Raw genomic sequence first — 17,624 nt, forward strand, 5'->3', positions numbered from 1 at the left:
AAAAGCTCAGGGACGCGCAGAGAAAATCGAGGTGTAGTCGTGGGGTCCGACCTGCTCGGACTGGACCACAGGCTCGGGTGGCGCAGGCTCGTTCGGGTCGATCGGCTGCAGGAACAGTGGGTTGTTCTCTTCGGTGTAGCGGCTCATGGCGGGTCCTTTCGGGTTCGGCTCGGAGAAGACCGGCCGAGGGGTTTGCGACGAGGTGCGAGCGTCGAGGTCGCGCATCGTGTGCGCGGATACTCGGGTGCAGCTCGAAGGGGATCATCGAGGCTCGTCCGAAGAAAACTTTCGGAGGCTGTGAGCCGGTCGATGGTTTCACCCTACACCCCAGGTGCAGACTGTCGCTGTGCGACACGGTCGAAAACCGGCAAATTGCCCCGGATTCCCGTCGGCCGCGCCGCAGGTTTGAGTCCGTCACAAGGCGGGAAGTACTCGGGCATGGCAACTTACAGAGTGATCGACCCCCACGGCGACGTGGTGGAGACCAAGGAAATCGCCAGTGCGGACGACGCGCACGCATGGTTCGTCGACAAGCGCGCGGACAACAGCGAACTGGGCTGGCGGATGGAAGCGCAACACGAGGAGGACGGCACCTGGCACTTCTTCGACGACACCGAGGGCACGTCGTAGCCGATCTGCCACCATACCGATGGGTCGGGGGCCGCGCGGTCGCGCGGCCCCCGACCCATGCGGTGTGTCGATCAGTCGTTCTTGAATGCCCTCTTGACGTCGTCCACCGCGTCGCCGGCCTTGTCGCCGGCCTGCTTGAGACCACCCGAGGTCTGGTCGCCCTTACCCTCGGCTTCGAGGTCGCGGTTGTCCGTTGCCTTACCGGTGTTCTCCTTGGCCTTACCGGTGAGTTCTTCTGCCTTGTGCTTCGCCTTGTCGATGAAGTCGGCCATCGATCCTCCTCGTAAGTCGTGCGAGATGTTCCCGCTGCCGGTGAATACCCGCCCTCTCGCCGGCCGAAACAGAACTCGAACACTGCACCGGATGTCGGACCCGTGCGAGACTGCTCAGTACATGTCGCGGAGGGTGGAGGTTTGATGTCCGAACCGAACAACAACGATCCCATCGGTGACGCACCGGACGCCGATCCGGAACTCGTGCGCGGTGGGCAGGAGCGACGCCGATCCTCGGCCGTGTGGGTGGCCGCGGTGCTGGTGTCGCTGATAGTTGTCGTCGTCCTGGTGCTGGTGTTGATCTAGAGCGCCCGAACCGGCGCGGCGACCCCGAGGGAGAGGGCACCGAGGACTTTCGGGGCGCCCTTCTCATAGAAGGTATCGAGGTCACGGATCTCGAAACCCGCGGCTCGGATGAGGGCCGGAATCTCTCGGGTGAGATGGCAGCCGCCCGCGACGGCTTTCTGAATCGGCTCGAGCCGGCGCTGCCAACGCCGGACGTTCTCGTCCGGCGCGAGCCCGTGTTCGACGAAGTGCAGGGTTCCGCCCGGCTCGAGGACCCGCCGTATCTCGCACAGCGCGGCGTGCACGTCGGGGATGGTGCACATGGTCCAGGTGGACAGTGCCGTGTCGAAAGAATTGTCGGCGAAGGGCAGAGACTGCCCGTCGAGGCCGGAACGGTCGACCGGGACAGTCGAGTTCGCGAGCCGTTCCTGAGCCAGTTCCCACGCGAGATCGGAGGGTTCGACGGCGCTGACAGAACTGACCGTGTCCGGATAGAACGGGACGTTGAGGCCCGACCCGAATCCGATCTCGATTACGCGGCCCCGCAATCCCGCGCATACCCGTTTACGTGAGGGCCCGAGCAACGCCATCCCGCAGGAAACGTTCACCAGGCGGGGAACAATCTGATCTGCATAGAACCCCATTGCAGTCGCCTCTCCGCCGATCCCTCGACCGGCACTACAGCCAATCACGTCGCTTGAACGTCACATACAGCATTGCGGCCGCGCCGAAGACGACCCCCGCACTCGTGAGTACGCCCCACCACTGCCCGAAACCGGGGTAGGGGACGTTCATTCCGTACCAGCCGGTCACCGCCGTGGGCACGGCGATGATCGCGGCCCAGCTGGTCAGTTTCTTCATGATCGTGTTCAGGTGGGCGTCCTGCAACGACAGGTTGGTCTCGAACACGGTGGTCACCATGTCGCGCAGCGAATCGCTCCATTCCGTCGCACGTATCACGTGGTCGTACAGGTCGGTGTACCAACTGTCGAGCTCGACGGAATTACCGTGCTCGGCGCGGTGACGCAGCACTGTGTTCACGACCTCGCGCATCGGCAGCACGACCCGGCGCAGCTGCACGAGTTCCTTGCGGAGACGATAGACCCGTCGCTGGATCAGCCTGGTCGGGACGTTGTCCTCGAACAAGTCGTCCTCGAGGGTCTCGGCCGTGTCGTCGAGTTCTTGGATGGTGTCGAACTGGCCGTCGACGACCGTATCGAGCAGTCCGTGCACCAGTGCTCCGGGGCCGTGCTTCAACAGGTCGGCGTTTTCGTCCCAGCGGCGCACCACCTCGTCGATGTCGAAGGGGCTGCCGCGGCGCACCGTGACCATGCCTCTGGGCACGATGAACGCCGAGATGCGAGTGGTGTGCAGGCGCGATTCGTGGGCCTCGGCTCCCGGCTCGGGTTCCGGATGCAGATGTGTCGCGTACACGGTGAGGAACGTGTGGGTGGCATACCGGGTCGCCTTCGTCCGCTCGCCGTGCGCGAGTGCATCCTCCACGGCGTGCGGATCGAACTCCAACTCTTCCGCGAGCGCCAGCAACTGGGTGTGGGTCGGATCGCAGAAATCAACCCATACGAGCGCATCCGGCTCCTGCAGGTAGTCGGACACGGTGGCGAGGGGGTAGTTCTCCTCGGCGAGTTTTCCGTCCCGCCACAGGCGGGTGCGGACAGGGCTGCTGTCTTCGAAAGTCACCATCGCAGTGTGCCCAACGCGACCCGTTTCTACAGCCGGGTGCTCGTCTGCCCGCACTCGGCGAGTCGCAGCATCTCCGCAAGAAATGCGGCGTCGATGACGGGCCAGTCGTCCGGCCACCGTTCTTCTTGCAGCCGGGCCTGCAACATCTCGAGAACGGCCACGACGTACGAGCCGCCGTCGACGAGGTACCGCAGCATCCCGCGTGCTCCGCACATCTCCACGGCGTCGGCGAGTACCCGTTCGGCTTCCTCCATCCTGCCCGCCACGTACAGACACGCGGTGAGCAGGCGGGTCGCCTGCAGATGTGCGCGGTGGCGACCGTTCGAAGCGGTGCGGCGATGCCACAGCCGAGCCCACGCGACAGCTCGCGCGGCGGCGTCCGGGTCTCCGCTCCGATACATCAGACGGATGACGGTTGCGTCTTCGATCTGGGCGGTGACTTCGGCGATGCCGTCGGCGCCCGGCTCGTCCGAGTCGGGCATCGTGCGGTCGGGTACCTCGGCCAGCGGCAATTCCATTCGTGCCTGCTCGTTCCGGATGCGAGCGCGCAGTCGCGGCAGATCGTATCGATGCGCCGCTTCCATGCCCTCGTCGAGCAGCGCAATCGCCGCATCACGTTCTCCGTGCACCATTTTCAATCGCGCCGCGGCAGCGTATCGGGCGATCATGAAATCGGGCACGCCGCCGGCCGGACCGAGTTTGTGGCTTTCGTCGAGCAAGGCCTCGGCCTCGGTCAGGCGGCCCTGCTCGTAGAGCAGTTCACCGAGCACAGCAGCCGCCAAACGAGCTACGTGTGAATGACTTTTACTCGACTTGCGTGCGAGCTGGAGGGCTGTGCGGAATGATTTCTCCGCTGCCGCGACATCGAGTTGTTCCCCGGCAGCGATACCTGCCAGGCAGTGGCCGTACACTTCGGCAAAAGGACCATGGGTACTGCGGAAATAGGGCTCGGCCCACTCCTGGCGTCGGCGGGCACGGTCGAACTCGAAGTGATAGATGTCGGCGTAGGTGGCGAAGTTGGTTGCGGCCGTAACGACCCACGGAGACAGCTCGTCCGGTTTCTCGAAACACGGGGCGACGAGCTCATCGATCCGGCCGATGTGATCGCAGTAGATTGCGATAGCGGCCTCTATGACGTCGGCTTCGAGCCGCAGATCTGCGATCTCGTAGGTGGGCAGGTCGCTCGTGGCCAGCGTATTGCGTACTCCGTCGATCAATTTGCTTGCGCGCTCGAGGTATTGCAACGGAACACAGGCCCAGGCGGCGATCAGCTGGAGTCGCGGGTTCCGCACTACGGCCGAACGCGGCAGTTTGTCGATCAACGCCAGCAACGTGGCCATGTGTGAATGCTCCATGAGGCGCATTCCGTCTTCGGCCAGCACATCGACAGCGAACTCTTCGTCCCCGGCCGCCAGGGCATGGTCGACGGCTTCGCTGAGCATGTGGTGCTTGGCGAACCATTCGGCGGCACGGTGGTGCAGGTCGGCGATCCGGTCGGGATGGTCCCGCTCGAGACGTCGACGCAGAAAGTCCTGGAACATATGTTGGTAGCGGAACCAGATGTATTCGTCGTCGGCGTGCCGTAGAAACAGGTCCCTGTTCTCGGCCTCCTCGAGCATGGCCTGCGCGCGCGGATTGCCAGTCAGGGCGGACGCGAGGCCCCCGCTGATCTCGTCCGGAATCGAGGTGAGCAACAGAAATTCGTACATCTCCGGTTCGAGTGTGTGCAAGACGTTGTCGGCAAGGAATTCTCCGATGGCGTGATGGCGACCCGAGAGGTGCCCGATGAGGTCGGCGGGATTGTCCGCGTCGCGCAACGACAGCGATGCGAGTTGCAGTGCAGCAGCCCACCCTTCGGTCACCTGTGTCAGGTTCTCGACTTCTTCGCTGTTCAGCCCGAGTCCGCCGATGTCGCGCAGGAAAGCGTCCGACTCGTCGACATCGAAACGCAATGCCGTCGAGTCGATTTCGACCAGCTCGTCCCGCACGCGCATGCGGCTGATGGGCAGGCCTGCCCTGTTGCGGCCGGTTACCACGATCTGCAGGTGATGACATCCTCGATCGAGCAGGAACTCCAGTGCCGCAATGGTTTTCTCGGACGTGACGAGATGCCAATCGTCGATGACCAGTGTCGTCGCCACGCCGCCGGTATGGAGTTCGTCGATCAGTGTGCTGAGCACGTACCGCTCGGCGTCGTCGCCGTGCGTTTCGAGGATTCGGCGGAGCTGACCGGCCAACTGCGGCCGCACCTGCTTCATCGCCTCGATCAGATGGGCGAGGAACCACAGCACGTTGTTGTCGTCGCTGTCGACTGCGAGCCACGCCACGGGTACGCCCTCCGCGGTGAGCACATCGCGCCATTGCGATGCGAGCGTGGACTTCCCGAAACCGGTGGGGGCATGGATCGCGGTGAGCCGCCGCCGCTGACCGGTGCGAAGCAGGTTGATCAGGCGTGCGCGGTCCACCAAACGCCGGGCCGGCGCCGGGGGGCGGAAGCGGGTAGCCGGAGCGGTCGACGGGGACGTGAACGCTGTCGACTCGAACGAATGCGACTGGCTGAGTTCCCGAGGTGCGGCGCCGGTGGGCGCGAGGTCGGTGACCGAGGGGTCGGGCAGCGCCATCTCGTCCACACTCACATCGTGGGCACGTTCGATCCGGCGCAGCATCTCTCCGAACTCGGCGGCCGATTGCGGGCGGTCGGAAGGGTCGGTCGCCATTCCCTGCTCCATGGCCTTGCACACGTCGTCGGGAATACCCTCGCCGCGCAGGTCGGGGACGGGCTGGCTGGTGATCCGTAGGAACTGCGCCACCATCCGCTCGCCCTCCTGGCGCTCGTATGCGGCATGACCGGTGATGCTGCAGAACAGGGTGGCGGCCAATCCGTACACATCCGCCGCGGCCGTAGGATTCTTGCCGCGCAGGATCTCCGGTGCGGTGAAGGCGGGCGACCCGGTGATCACGTCGGACGAAGTCTGGAAGCCGTCGGCGATGCGGGCGATCCCGAAGTCGGTGAGCTGCGGTTCGCCGTACTCGGTGATGAGGATGTTGCCGGGCTTGACGTCGCGGTGCAGCACGCCGGAGCGATGGGCGGTTTCGAGTGCTCCCGCGACCTTGATCGCGATGCTCACCGCCTCCGGCCACGGCAACGGACCGTGCCGCCGAATGCGCACCTCGAGTGAGTCGTGCGGGTGATAGTGCATCACCAGGTAGGGCAGGCCGGTGTCGGTGGTGCCCGACTGCAGGACGGTGACGATGTGCGGGTGGCCCGACAGGCGTCCCATCGCCCGCTGCTCGCGGAGAAAGCGCTCGAGATTGTCGGGATCGAGCGATGCGCTGAGCACCTTGACCGCGACCGTGCGGTCGAGAGAATCCTGCCTGCAGCGATAGACGACCCCGAAGCCGCCACGGCCGATCTGTTCGGCATCGGTGAACCCGGCAACAGCGAGCGAGCTCACAGTGTCGGAGTCGGCGTCGGCATCGCCGGCAGCGTCGGGAATCGGACCGCGCCGGGTGGCGAACGGATCGTTCTCGGTCATGGGTCCAATCACCTCTGGATGCGGTTTCTCCAGGATAGTCCCCCCAAGGCACGCCCGACGGAGATCGATCCGAGGTTCTGGATTACCGTGATCCGGCCGGGACGCGACAAGGCAGCCGACGACCCGGACAAAATGACACTGCGATCAGAAGTGGGACATCAATGAAGAAGACTCTCGCGGCGCTGTTCGGCGCAGGTGTGGTCCTGCTGGCGGCGGCGTGCGGATCCTCCGACGGATCCGACTCGGCCGAGGAAACCACAACCACCACCACGAGCGCCGAGGCTTCGGCCGAGGGGGGTGCGCAGGGCAGCACAGGTGTGCAACTCGGCAAGAGCTACGAGGAGAACTGCGAGGCACTGCTTCCGTACCTCGACGAACTCGAAACCTGGGGCCAGGATCGGGCCACCGCAGCTCAGGCCGTCGCCGATGCTCAGCAGCAGCTTCCCGAGTGGGAGAACCTGAGCGAGGACCAGAAGGCCGATACACTTCGTTCCATCGAAAACGCCGGCAAGGGGCAGTGCTGATCATCAGCGAATTGTTCGACAGGTTGCGGCGCTTCCCGGACGTGGAAGCGCCCAACCTGTTCGCGGTAGATGCAGCAGACCGCCTCATCCTCGACGAAGCGGACGCCGCGCTTGCGGCAGCGCCCGCCGGCACCGTTGTCGTGATCGACGACGACTACGGCGCCCTCACCCTCGGAGTCGCCGTTCGCCACGGCGCGACCGCGCTTCGGGTGCATCAGGACTCGTTGGTATCCGAGCGTGCCCTGGCCGCCAACGCCGAACGTGAAGACCTGACCGGCCGATACACGACCCACGGACTGGGCGCCGATCTTTTGGCCGGTGCCCGCGTCGTGCTCCTGCGGCTGCCGAGGTCGCTGAGCGCTCTCACCGAGATCGCCGAGACCATTGCCCGGTACGCGGACCCGGACGTCACGGTGTTCGCGGGCGGGCGCGACAAGCACATCACCGTCGCGATGAACGACGTGCTCGGCATATCCTTCGACGAGGTCCGCGCCTCACGCGGCCGCCAGAAGTCCCGCGTGCTCACCGCCCGCGTCCCGACGCCGGGAGAACCGACCTATCCGGTGAGTGAGCACCTCGCCGACCTCGACCTGGACGTCGTCGCCCACGGCTCGGCGTTCGCCGGTCCTCGCCTGGACATCGGTACCCGCTTCCTCGTCGACTTCCTGCCGCGTACCCGCGACGACGCGACCGTCGCCGTCGATCTGGGCTGCGGCACCGGCATTCTGGCGGTTCTGCTGGCCCGGCAGCGACCCGGCGTCCGCGTGATTGCCACCGACCACTCCGCGGCGGCCGTCGCCTCGACCGCCGCGACCGCCGCCGCCAACGGGGTCGCCGACCGTGTCGAGGTGCTCCGCGACGACGTCGCCGAATCGCTGCCGGATGCCTCCGTCGACCTCGTGGTGTGCAACCCGCCGTTCCACCTCGGTGCGGCCGTGCACGCGGGTGCGGCCGTCAAGATGTTCGACGCGGCCGCCCGCATCCTGCGCGACGGCGGGGAATTGTGGACGGTCTACAACAGGCACCTGAACTATCGCGTGGCGCTTCGGCGGATCGTCGGACCTACCGAGGTCATGGGGCGCAACCCCAAATTCGTCGTCACCCGATCCGTGCGCACCCGGTAGAGTCCGGTTTGTCCGAGGGACGCGCTGCGACGTGGGGATCCGTTCCGACAATTCGGGAACTTCCGTCGCGGCCGCCTCGTTGAACGGACAGTAGCGACCATCAGAAGGGAAGTGCACGGTGCGCACCACCAGTAACCCGGTGTTCCGCAACCTGCCCAAGCAAGAGGGCGGCGGATACGCCACGTTCGGCTCTGCGACGGCAGGCGCCGCGCAGGTCACTCAGCAATTCGGCCAGCCGCAGCACGCGCCGGCCGACCAGTGGGCCCGTCCCACCGACCAGCGGACGATGACGATCGACGACGTCGTCACCAAGACCGGGATCACGCTCGGCGTGCTCGCGGTCTCCGCTCTCATCTCCTACGTCCTGGTCAACTCCAATGTGGACCTGGCCGTGCCGTTCGTCATCGGCGGTGGTCTCATCGGCCTCGTTCTCGTGCTCGTCGCGACGTTCGGTCGCAAGATGGACAACCCGGCCATCGTTCTGGCCTATGCGGTGGCCGAAGGTGTGTTCCTCGGCGCGCTGTCGTTCATGTTCACCGACATCACCTTCGGTGGAACGGGTGGTTCGACGCTCATCGCGCAAGCTGTGCTGGGCACGTTCGGTGTGTTCTTCGGCATGCTCGTCGTCTACCGCACCGGCGCCATCCGCGTCACTCCGCGCCTGACCCGCATGATCGTCGGCGCCCTCGTCGGTGTCCTCATCCTTGCGCTCGGCAATATCGTCGCGAGCTTCTTCATCGACGGCGGCCTCGGTCTGCGCGACGGCGGCCCGCTTGCCATCATCTTCAGCCTCGTGTGCATCGGCATCGCCGCGTTCAGCTTCCTGCTGGACTTCGATTCCGCCGATCAGCTGATCCGCGCCCAGGCGCCGGAGAAGGCTGCATGGGGCGTCGCGCTCGGCCTCACCGTCACCCTGGTCTGGCTGTACGTCGAGATCCTGCGACTGCTCAGTTACTTCCAGAACGACTAGTTCACAGCGCTCAGCGGCCGGGCCACCTTCGGGTGGCCCGGCCGCTGTCGTTCGTGCTGTGCATGCTCGGCTGGTGGCCGGGTCGGGTCAGGTCTGGGCCAGGCGACCGGGATCGAGGTCGAGGCGGCGCAACAGCTGGGCGTTGAGCGCGACGACGATGGTGGAGACCGACATGAGAATCGCGGCGACGGCGGGCGAGATCGCGACCCCGGCGAACGCCAGGACGCCCGCGGCGAGCGGAACCGCGATGATGTTGTAACCGGTCGCCCACACCAGGTTCTGCCACATCTTCCGGTAGCTCGCACGCGACAGTTCGACGATCGACAGCACCGCGCGGGGATCGTTCGCCGCGAGCACCACACCGGCGGATTCGATGGCCACATCGGTGCCGGCGCCGATCGCGACGCCCACATCGGCACGGGCGAGGGCCGGTGCGTCGTTGACGCCGTCGCCGACCATCGCGACCCTGTGCCCGCGATTCTGCAGTTCGGTGACCTTCGCGTCCTTGTGTTCGGGCAGTACCTCGGCGAAGACCTCGTCGATACCGAGATCGGCGGCGACGGCGTCGGCGACCTGCTGCGCGTCGCCGGTGATCATCGCGACCTTCACTCCGCGGGCGTGCAGCGCGTCGATGGCCTGACGAGATTCGTCGCGAACGGCGTCTTCCAGCGCCACCGCGCCGAGCACCCGGTCGCCGTGTGCGAGGTGGAGTACCGAGGCTCCGCGCTGCACCCACCCGCCGGTGACGGCGGCGACATCGTCGGGCACCGCCAACCGCAGATCGCTGAGCATGGCCGGGCCCCCGACCGTCACTTCGGTGCCGTCGACGATCGCGCGCACCCCGCGTCCCGGCAGGGAACGGAAGTCCGTGGCGGTGATCTGCTCGGTCGCCGGGACACGAGACCCGGCGGCGGCGACGATGGCCCGCGCCACGGGATGTTCGCTGTCGGATTCGACCGCTGCGGCGAGTGCGAGCAGATGTTCCTCACTGATGCCGGTGGTGGCGGCGATACCGGTGACCTGGTGCCGTCCACGGGTCAAGGTGCCGGTCTTGTCGAAGAGCACCACGTCGACGGTGCGCATGCGTTCGAGAGCGAGCCGGTCCTTGACGAGCACTCCGGCTTTGGCGGCGCGTTCGGTGGAGATGGCAATGACCAGCGGGATCGCCAGGCCGAGGGCGTGGGGGCAGGCGATGACGAGCACGGTGACCGTGCGGACCACGGCCTCGTCGAGGTTGCCGAGCAGCGACCACACTGCAAAGGTGAGGATGCCTGCGCCTCCGGCGAAGTAGAACAGGAATGCCGCAGCCTTGTCCGCCAGTGCTTGCGCGCGCGAGGACGAGGACTGGGCGTCGGCAACCATGCGTTGGATGCCCGCCAGGGCGGTGTCCTCGCCGACGGCGGTGACCTGCACGCGCAGGGCGCTGTCGGTGGCGACGGTGCCGGCGACGACGGTGTCCCCGACCTCGCGGGTCACCGCCTTGGATTCGCCGGTGATCATCGATTCGTCGACCTCCGCGCGGCCGTCGGTGACGGTGCCGTCGGCGGGGACTCGGGCCCCGGCTCGCACCAGCACCAGATCCCCGCGGGACAACTCCGAGATCGGAACCTCGCGGTTGCCGTCGCCGGTGATCTTCTCCGCGGTGTCCGGCAGCATCGCGGCCAGCGCCTCGAGGGCGCCGGACGCCGAGCCCAGGGCGCGCATCTCGAGCCAGTGCCCGAGCAGCATGATCACGATGAGCAGAGCCAGTTCCCACCAGAAGTCCAGGTTGAAACCGCCGATACCGAGGGTGGTGACCCAGGACGCGATGAACGCGACGCTAATCGCCATGGCGATCAGCAGCATCATTCCGGGCCGGCGTGAGCGCAGTTCGGCCCAGCCGCCGGTGAGGAACGGCATGCCGCCGTAGACGAAGATCACCGTGCCCAGGACCGGGGGGATCCACATGGCGCCGGGGAAGTTCGGCATGGTGTAGCCGAGCAGCTCGGCGACCATGTGACTGAACCCGACGACCGGCACCGCCAGCACCAGAGCGATCCAGAACCGGCGGCGGAACATCTCGCCGTGTGCTCCGTGGCCGGCGTGCCGATCGTGGCCCCCGTGTCCGGTGTGATCGCCCGGCCCGACATGGGCAAGATGCTCGCCGTGGCCGGCGTCCGGATCCCGGACGTCCGGTGGTGGGCTCTGCGTGGAGGTGCCGTGGTCGTGCCCGGTCGGTGCCGGGTGGGAGTGTCCGTGTTCCGGGTGCGACATCGAAGAACTCCTGAATGACTGTGCCGAGTCGAGAGAACCGAGTGGGCTCTCTACAGGGTGGTCAGCAATTGGCGCATGGTGTCTATTTCCTGCTGCTGGGTTTCGACGATGCTGCGGGACATCGCCACCGCATCGGGGTATTGCCCGTTCCGGATTTCGGTCTCGGCCATGTCGATCGCACCCTCATGGTGGGTGATCATGTGGGTCAGGAACAGACGGGTGGCTTCGGTGCCCTGCGCGTCGGCAAGTGCCCGCATGTCCTGCGCGTTCATCATGCCGCCCATACCGGGCATGTCGTCGGTGTCGGGCATGCCGCGGCCCATGCCGGGCATGGATGTCATGGGCATGGAGGGCAGGGGCATGGAGGTGATTCCGGGCCTGTTGGGCCCTGCTCCCGGCATACCGTCCGGCATCCTCGGTTCGCCCCACTGCTCGAGCCAGGAGTTCATCTCGTCGATCTCCGGGCCTTGGGCGGCCTTGATCTGCTCGGCCAGGGCCCGTACGGGCTCGGGAATGCCGTCCTTGCCCAGCAGCATGTCGCTCATCTCGACGGCCTGGGCGTGGTGCGGGATCATCATCCGCGCGAACATCACGTCCGCCTGATTGTGCGCTGCGGCGTTCTCTGCGGGTGAGGTGGTCGCCGAGGTCTCCGCCGACGATGCGGTGGTGGCGGTTTCGGTGCCGGAGTCGCTGCAGGCAGCCACCGAGAACACCACGGCGAGCGCCGTCGCTCCGGCAGCGAGAGTCTTCTTGTTCATAGGATTCCTTCGTCGAACGGTCATGGAGCACAGCTGAACCGGCGGCCGGCCGATCTCGGCGTCAGGCCAGATAAGACATGGTGGCCATCATTCCTGCCTCCTGGTGATATGCGTTGTGGCAGTGCAGGGCCCACTGGCCGGGGTTGTCGGTGTCGAAGTCGATTTCGACGGTGCGCATCGGCCGGATCGTGACGGTGTCCTTGCGCAACCCGCTGTCGGCGAGCGCGAACGTGTGTCCGTGCAGGTGCATCGGGTGAAACATGTCCGACATGTTCCGCATCCGCATGCGCACCCGCTGTCCTTCGCTGACGTTCAGGGGCGGGATGTCCGGGTGGGTGCGGCCGTTGAGGGTCCACCGGTACGGCGACATGGTCCCGCCCATATCCACGCTGTGATACAGATCGTGGTCCCGCCCGGCCAAGCGCACATCCTCGCCCGGAGCCAGATCGGTGCCGAGCAATACCCGCCGGTCCAACTCGTCCGGCCGGGCGTGCGCCGGCAGGGCGCCGTGGCCGGTGCGCACGATCCCCAGCCCGTGCCCGGTCTTGCCTTCTGCCTGGGCAAACAGCGGGAAGGCGCCGTCGCCCAAGGTGACAAGCACATCGAATCGCTCACCCATGCCGATCAGCAGGGCATCGGTGTCCTGCGGTACAACCGGGAATCCATCGGTGTGGGTGACCGTCATCCGGTGTCCGCCCAGGGCGACGCGGAACGCGGTGTCCGAACCCGCGTTGACGAACCGGATCCGTACCCGCCGGCGCGGTGCGGAGGTGAAGACCGGCGGGTCCTCCGGGATCCGGCCGTTGACCAGATAGTGCGGATAAGTGACGTCCCCGGCGCCGCCGAGCAGCGGTGAGAGCATCGACTCCTCACCCATATCCATTCCGTCCATGTCGGCGCCGCTGCTTTCGTCTGCGACGCCGACGCCGATGCCGAGGTCGCGGGCGACGTCGTCGGGAGTGCGTCCGGTGCCGTCGAGCCAGTCGTCGAGCACCACGATCCATTCGTGGTCGTGGTCCCCGGTCTCGTTCGGGTCGTCGATGACGAGGACGCCGTACAGGCCCCGGTCGAGCTGGAGCCCGGAATGCGAGTGGTAGAAGTACGTGCCCGGATCCGGGACGGTGAACTCGTACGTGAACGCTTCATCGGCGGTGATCGGATCCTGGGTCAGCCCGGGAACCCCGTCCATGTCGTTGCTCAGCGCGAGACCGTGCCAGTGCACGCTCGTCGGCGCAGGCAGTCGGTTGTCCACCTCCACTCGAAGCAGGTTCCCTGCGCGTGCTCGGATCAGCGGCCCGGGCAGATTGTGGTTGTAGCCCCAGGTCGAGACGATGCGCCCGCCGAGATCCACCTCGACCGGACGAGCGGTCAACCGGGCGGAGACCACCTGTTGGCCGGCGGCGCGGCGCTGCTGCTCGAGTCGGCGCACAGTCTCGGACGAGGCTGTCACCGGCGTACTAGCCATGGGCGCGCCCACGCCGGTCGGGGGCCTCGGTGGTGCCGGGGGTCTGCGTCAGCAGTTGCCTGCGTGCTGCAAATTCGTCGGCTTCGATCTCCCCGCGAGCGAAACGCGCCTCCAGCAGGCGCAACGGATCGGAGCTGTCGTCGGTGCTGCCCGTCGCGCGCGCACGGTCTGTACGGAACAGCACGGCCACCAAATACAGCACCACCACCCAGAACGCGAGCATGCACACGGCCATGACGGTCCACACGGCCCAGCTCGACCCCCATGCCCAGCCCATCATGATCGTCTCCTTCTCATCGATTCGTGCTCCAGGTTGGCGTGCATACCCACGGGTTTGTGTGGAGGTCGTATGAAGATTTGCTCAAGAAGCCCCACCGCAGCATCGACACCGGCACGGCCTGGTGATGATGGACTCCATGGCCTCCTCCGCTCGCACACCCGCAACGACCAGCGATCACCTGCCGGCGCAGCGCCCATCCACCGGGCTGCGGGCGATGGTCGTCGAGGACGAGACGTCGCTGGCGGATCTGGTGGCTGCATACCTCGAACGTGACGGGTTCGAGGTCACGGTCACCGGCGACGGATCCGACGCCGTCGACCTCGCCCGACAGGTGGATCCGGATGTGGTGGTTCTCGATCTGGGGCTGCCGAATCTGGACGGTGTCGAGGTGTGCCGTCGGCTGCGCATCTTTTCCGACGCATACGTGGTGATGCTCACGGCCCGTGCCGAGGAGGTCGACACCCTCATCGGACTGTCCGTCGGCGCCGACGATTACATGACCAAGCCGTTCAGTCCCCGCGAGTTGATGGCTCGCATACAGGCCATGCTGCGGCGGCCCCGCACCGGCGCCGCCCGGTCGGCCGAGCCGGTTACGGCCACGCAATCCCGAGTTTTCGGCGACCTGGCGATCGACGTCGTCGGCAGGGAAGTCGCCGTCGGGGGCGTTCCGGTGGCGCTCACGCGCACCGAATTCGACGTCCTGGCGGCCCTGGCACGCGATCCCGGTGTCGTGCTCACCCGAGCCCAACTGATCGAAGCCGTGTGGGGCCCGACCTGGATAGGGGATGAGCATCTGGTCGACGTGCATGTCGGTCACCTCCGCCGCAAACTCGGCGACGACGCCGTCGAAGGCCGCTATGTGCGCACCGTCCGCGGTGTCGGCTACCGGATGGGCAGCGGATCATGAAAACCGGCATACGCGAACGCATTTCCTCTTCCCGATCCGACGACCGGAAGGCGCCGGTCGGGTCGAATTTCGGCACCCGATTGTTCGTTGCCCTGACCGCAGTGGTGGTCGGATGCGCGGTGAGCGCGTGGCTTGTCGCCTCGGCCCTCGCGCCCGGCATCTTCCACGATCACCTCGGTCGGGCCGGCATCGACCACAACTCCGGTCAAGCCGCCCACGTGGCAGAAGCGTTCACCCGGGCGATCATCCTGGCCTGGGGTCTGGCGATCGCCATCGCGGTGCTCCTGGCGCTGGCCGTGAGCTGGTACATCACCCGACGCGTCCATCGTTCCCTGACCGCGGTGACCGCGTCCGCCGCCCGGATCGCGGACGGCCACTACGACACCCGCGTGAACAGCCCCGGACTCGGCCGCGAATTCGACGAACTCGCCGTCACCGTCAACGAGCTCGCCCGCAGGCTCGACGCCACCGAAACCACCCGCCGCACCATGCTCGCCGACCTCGGACACGAAATGCGCACTCCGATAGCCACACTCGACTCCTACCTCGAAGCGCTCGAAGACGGTGTCCGCACCCTCGACGACGGCACCATGCAGGTTCTGCGTGGCGCCACCCGTCGACTGGGCCGTCTCGCCCACGACATCACCGCGATTTCCCGGGCCGAAGAGCACCTCACCCGTATCCGGCCGGTGCCCACAACCACCGGCGCCCTCGTCACCACCGCCGTCGACGCCGTGCGGGAACGCTACGACGGCAAAGGCGTCGCGCTGCACCGCCGTATCGACGACTCCGTGGCCGTGACGGTCGACCCGGACCGGCTCGGTCAGGTCCTCGGGAACCTGCTCGACAATGCCCTGCGCCACACCCCTCACGGCGGCACCGTCACCGTCACCAGCAGACGCCTGGACGGTCGCGCCGAGATCACCGTCGCCGACACCGGCGACGGCATCGCCCCCGAACACCTCGACCATCTCTTCGACCGGTTCTACCGCGCCGACGGCGCCCGGGACCGCAGCCACGGTGGCAGTGGTATCGGCCTGACCATCAGCCGCGCCCTCGTCGAGGCGCACCACGGCTGCATCCGCGCCCGCAGCGACGGGCCGGGTCGTGGAGCAAGCTTCACGATCGAACTGCCCGGCACGGCGCGCTGACCTCGCAGCGCGGCTGCCGCATCCGGCGGGCGGCAACCCCGTGGGTACGACAGTCTGAGAACATGGTGGTATGCGCATCGCGGATACTGTCGTCGACCTCATCGGAAACACCCCCCTCGTCAAGCTCAACTCGGTGGTGAAACCCGGATCGGCGCTGGTGGCAGCGAAGGTCGAATACCTCAATCCCGGCGGTAGTTCGAAAGACCGCATCGCCGTGAAGATGATCGACGCCGCCGAGGCTTCGGGTGAACTGAAGCCGGGTGGCACGATCGTCGAACCGACCTCCGGCAACACCGGCATCGGCCTGGCCCTCGTCGCGCAGCAGCGCGGCTACAAGTGCGTATTCGTCTGCCCCGACAAGGTCAGCGAAGACAAGCGGAACGTGCTCCGCGCGTACGGCGCCGAAGTCGTCGTGTGCCCCACCGCGGTGCCGCCGGAGCACCCGGACAGCTACTACACCGTCTCCGACCGGCTCGCCGCCGAACTCCCCGGCGGCTGGAAGCCCAACCAGTATTCCAACCCGGGCGGACCGGAGAGCCACTACGAAACCACCGGACCCGAGATCTGGAACGACACCGACGGCAGGATCACCCACTTCGTTGCGGGTGTCGGCACCGGCGGGACCATCTCCGGTGCCGGCCGCTATCTCAAGGAGGTGTCCGGCGGCAAGGTCAAGGTCGTCGGCGCCGATCCCGAAGGATCCGTCTACTCCGGCGGAACCGGCCGGCCCTACCTCGTCGAGGGTGTCGGAGAGGACTTCTGGCCGACGGCGTACGACCCGTCGATCCCCGACGAGATCATCGCGGTCTCCGACGCCGACTCGTTCGAGATGACCCGCCGCCTCGCCCGCGAGGAAGGCCTGCTCGTCGGTGGTTCGTGCGGCATGGCCGTCGTCGCGGCCCTGCAGGTCGCCGAGCGGGAAGGCCCCGACGCGGTCGTGGTCGTGCTGCTGCCCGACGGCGGCCGCGGCTACCTGTCGAAGATCTTCAACGACAAGTGGATGGCCAGCTACGGCTTCCTGCGCACCCCGCTCGACGGCAAACCCGACGACTCCACGGTCGGCGACGTGCTGCGCGGCAAGTCCGGCGACATGCCGGCCCTCGTCCACACCCATCCGTCCGAGACCGTGCGCGACGCCATCGAGATCCTCCGCGAATACGGCGTCTCGCAGATGCCCGTCGTCGGCGCGGAACCGCCGATCACCGCCGGTGAGGTGGCCGGCGCGGTCAGCGAACGCGAACTGCTCAGCGCCGTGTTCGAAGGCCGGGCCCAGCTCGCCGACCCCGTCGAGAAGCACATGAGCCCGGCACTGCCCAACATCGGCGTCGGCGAATCCGTTGCCGCCGCGACCAAGGCCTTCGGCGACACCGACGCGCTCATGGTGATCGACGACGGCAAGCCCGTCGGCGTCATCACCCGCCACGACCTGCTTGGTTTCATCTCCGAAGGCCGATAGGACACCGATTACACATGACCGACAACACTGCACACGGTTTCGCGACTCGCGCCATCCACGCCGGCTACGAGCCCGACCCCCAGACGGGCGCCGTGAACGTACCGATCTACGCGTCGTCGACGTTCGCGCAGGACGGCGTGGGGGAGATGCGCAACGGCTTCGAGTACGCGCGCACCGGCAACCCCACGCGCCGCCCCCTCGAAGCCAATCTCGCGGCTCTCGAGAACGGCGCCTACGGCCGGGCCTTCGGATCCGGCATGGCCGCCACGGACTGCCTGCTGCGGTCGGTGCTGCGCCCGGGCGATCACCTCG

The 17,624-nt window shown here is 66.8% G+C and carries 18 protein-coding genes; 9 read left to right on the plus strand and 9 right to left on the minus strand.

Annotated features, from left to right (window positions below):
* Positions 1–6 precede the first annotated feature (6 nt).
* Complete coding sequence (locus Q8814_RS07155) at positions 7–147, minus strand: hypothetical protein (RefSeq protein WP_330151325.1); 141 nt, start codon at positions 145–147, stop codon at positions 7–9.
* 291 nt (positions 148–438) lie between these two features.
* Between Q8814_RS07155 and Q8814_RS07160 the strand changes: the two genes are divergently transcribed.
* The gene (locus Q8814_RS07160; RefSeq protein ID WP_330151326.1) at positions 439–630 is read left to right on the plus strand and encodes a hypothetical protein; all 192 of its coding nucleotides are present in this window, start codon (positions 439–441) and stop codon (positions 628–630) included.
* A gap of 71 nt (positions 631–701) precedes the next feature.
* Here the strand turns inward: Q8814_RS07160 and Q8814_RS07165 are convergent, their stop codons facing one another.
* Positions 702–902, minus strand: a complete 201-nt coding sequence (locus Q8814_RS07165; protein ID WP_330151327.1) for a CsbD family protein — start codon at positions 900–902, stop codon at positions 702–704.
* A gap of 144 nt (positions 903–1,046) precedes the next feature.
* Between Q8814_RS07165 and Q8814_RS07170 the strand changes: the two genes are divergently transcribed.
* Positions 1,047–1,208 (plus strand): hypothetical protein, encoded by a 162-nt coding sequence (locus Q8814_RS07170; RefSeq protein WP_330151328.1) that lies wholly within the window; start codon positions 1,047–1,049, stop codon positions 1,206–1,208.
* Here the strand turns inward: Q8814_RS07170 and Q8814_RS07175 are convergent.
* From Q8814_RS07175 to Q8814_RS07185, 3 genes are read right to left on the minus strand one after another with little or no spacing between them, the layout of a single operon-like run.
* Entirely contained in the window at positions 1,205–1,831 is a 627-nt protein-coding gene (locus Q8814_RS07175) for a class I SAM-dependent methyltransferase (RefSeq protein WP_330151329.1), read from the minus strand. The genes Q8814_RS07170 and Q8814_RS07175 overlap by 4 nt on opposite strands.
* A 34-nt stretch (positions 1,832–1,865) precedes the next feature.
* Positions 1,866–2,888, minus strand: a complete 1,023-nt coding sequence (locus Q8814_RS07180) for a magnesium transporter CorA family protein (protein ID WP_330151330.1) — start codon at positions 2,886–2,888, stop codon at positions 1,866–1,868.
* Between the two features lie 26 nt (positions 2,889–2,914).
* Positions 2,915–6,424, minus strand: coding sequence for a protein kinase domain-containing protein (locus Q8814_RS07185; protein ID WP_330151331.1), 3,510 nt, complete (start codon positions 6,422–6,424; stop codon positions 2,915–2,917).
* A gap of 161 nt (positions 6,425–6,585) precedes the next feature.
* Between Q8814_RS07185 and Q8814_RS07190 the strand changes: the two genes are divergently transcribed.
* From Q8814_RS07190 to Q8814_RS07200, 3 genes are all read left to right on the plus strand, one after another.
* Positions 6,586–6,948: a hypothetical protein gene (locus tag Q8814_RS07190; RefSeq protein WP_330151332.1), complete on the plus strand. Its 363-nt coding sequence runs from the start codon at positions 6,586–6,588 to the stop codon at positions 6,946–6,948.
* Positions 6,945–8,072, plus strand: a complete 1,128-nt coding sequence (locus tag Q8814_RS07195) for a class I SAM-dependent methyltransferase (RefSeq protein ID WP_330151342.1) — start codon at positions 6,945–6,947, stop codon at positions 8,070–8,072. Before Q8814_RS07190 ends, Q8814_RS07195 begins: the two co-directional genes overlap by 4 nt.
* Positions 8,073–8,190: 118 nt before the next feature.
* Complete coding sequence (locus tag Q8814_RS07200) at positions 8,191–9,042, plus strand: Bax inhibitor-1/YccA family protein (protein ID WP_330151333.1); 852 nt, start codon at positions 8,191–8,193, stop codon at positions 9,040–9,042.
* Between the two features lie 87 nt (positions 9,043–9,129).
* On the opposite strand, the gene Q8814_RS07205 is transcribed toward Q8814_RS07200, so the two are convergent.
* The 4 genes from Q8814_RS07205 to Q8814_RS07220 all read right to left on the minus strand — a co-directional run bounded on the left by Q8814_RS07205 (position 9,130) and on the right by Q8814_RS07220 (position 13,798).
* Positions 9,130–11,295, minus strand: coding sequence for a heavy metal translocating P-type ATPase (locus tag Q8814_RS07205; RefSeq protein WP_330151334.1), 2,166 nt, complete (start codon positions 11,293–11,295; stop codon positions 9,130–9,132).
* A gap of 50 nt (positions 11,296–11,345) precedes the next feature.
* On the minus strand, positions 11,346–12,053 hold the full coding sequence (locus Q8814_RS07210; RefSeq protein ID WP_330151335.1) for a DUF305 domain-containing protein: 708 nt from the start codon (positions 12,051–12,053) through the stop codon (positions 11,346–11,348).
* Between the two features lie 61 nt (positions 12,054–12,114).
* Complete coding sequence (locus tag Q8814_RS07215; protein ID WP_330151336.1) at positions 12,115–13,503, minus strand: multicopper oxidase family protein; 1,389 nt, start codon at positions 13,501–13,503, stop codon at positions 12,115–12,117.
* A 7-nt stretch (positions 13,504–13,510) separates the two neighbouring features.
* On the minus strand, positions 13,511–13,798 hold the full coding sequence (locus tag Q8814_RS07220; RefSeq protein ID WP_330151337.1) for an SHOCT domain-containing protein: 288 nt from the start codon (positions 13,796–13,798) through the stop codon (positions 13,511–13,513).
* Positions 13,799–14,012: 214 nt separating this feature from the next.
* On the opposite strand from Q8814_RS07220, the gene Q8814_RS07225 reads away from it, so the two are divergent.
* The 4 genes from Q8814_RS07225 to Q8814_RS07240 form a co-directional block, all read left to right on the plus strand.
* Positions 14,013–14,705 carry a response regulator transcription factor gene (locus Q8814_RS07225; protein ID WP_330151343.1) on the plus strand — a complete coding sequence of 231 codons (693 nt, stop codon included), beginning with the start codon at positions 14,013–14,015 and terminating at the stop codon, positions 14,703–14,705.
* Positions 14,702–15,856 carry a sensor histidine kinase gene (locus Q8814_RS07230; protein WP_330151338.1) on the plus strand — a complete coding sequence of 385 codons (1,155 nt, stop codon included), beginning with the start codon at positions 14,702–14,704 and terminating at the stop codon, positions 15,854–15,856. The genes Q8814_RS07225 and Q8814_RS07230 overlap by 4 nt, the downstream gene beginning before the upstream one ends.
* Before the next feature lie 70 nt (positions 15,857–15,926).
* Entirely contained in the window at positions 15,927–17,312 is a 1,386-nt protein-coding gene (locus Q8814_RS07235) for a cystathionine beta-synthase (protein WP_330151339.1), read from the plus strand.
* 14 nt (positions 17,313–17,326) lie between these two features.
* Positions 17,327–17,624: PLP-dependent transferase (locus tag Q8814_RS07240; RefSeq protein WP_330151340.1), on the plus strand; the 298-nt coding region annotated here is incomplete at its 3' end.

Origin of the sequence: Rhodococcus chondri (genome assembly GCF_036327435.1) — a bacterium.
GTDB lineage: Bacteria > Actinomycetota > Actinomycetes > Mycobacteriales > Mycobacteriaceae > Rhodococcus > Rhodococcus chondri.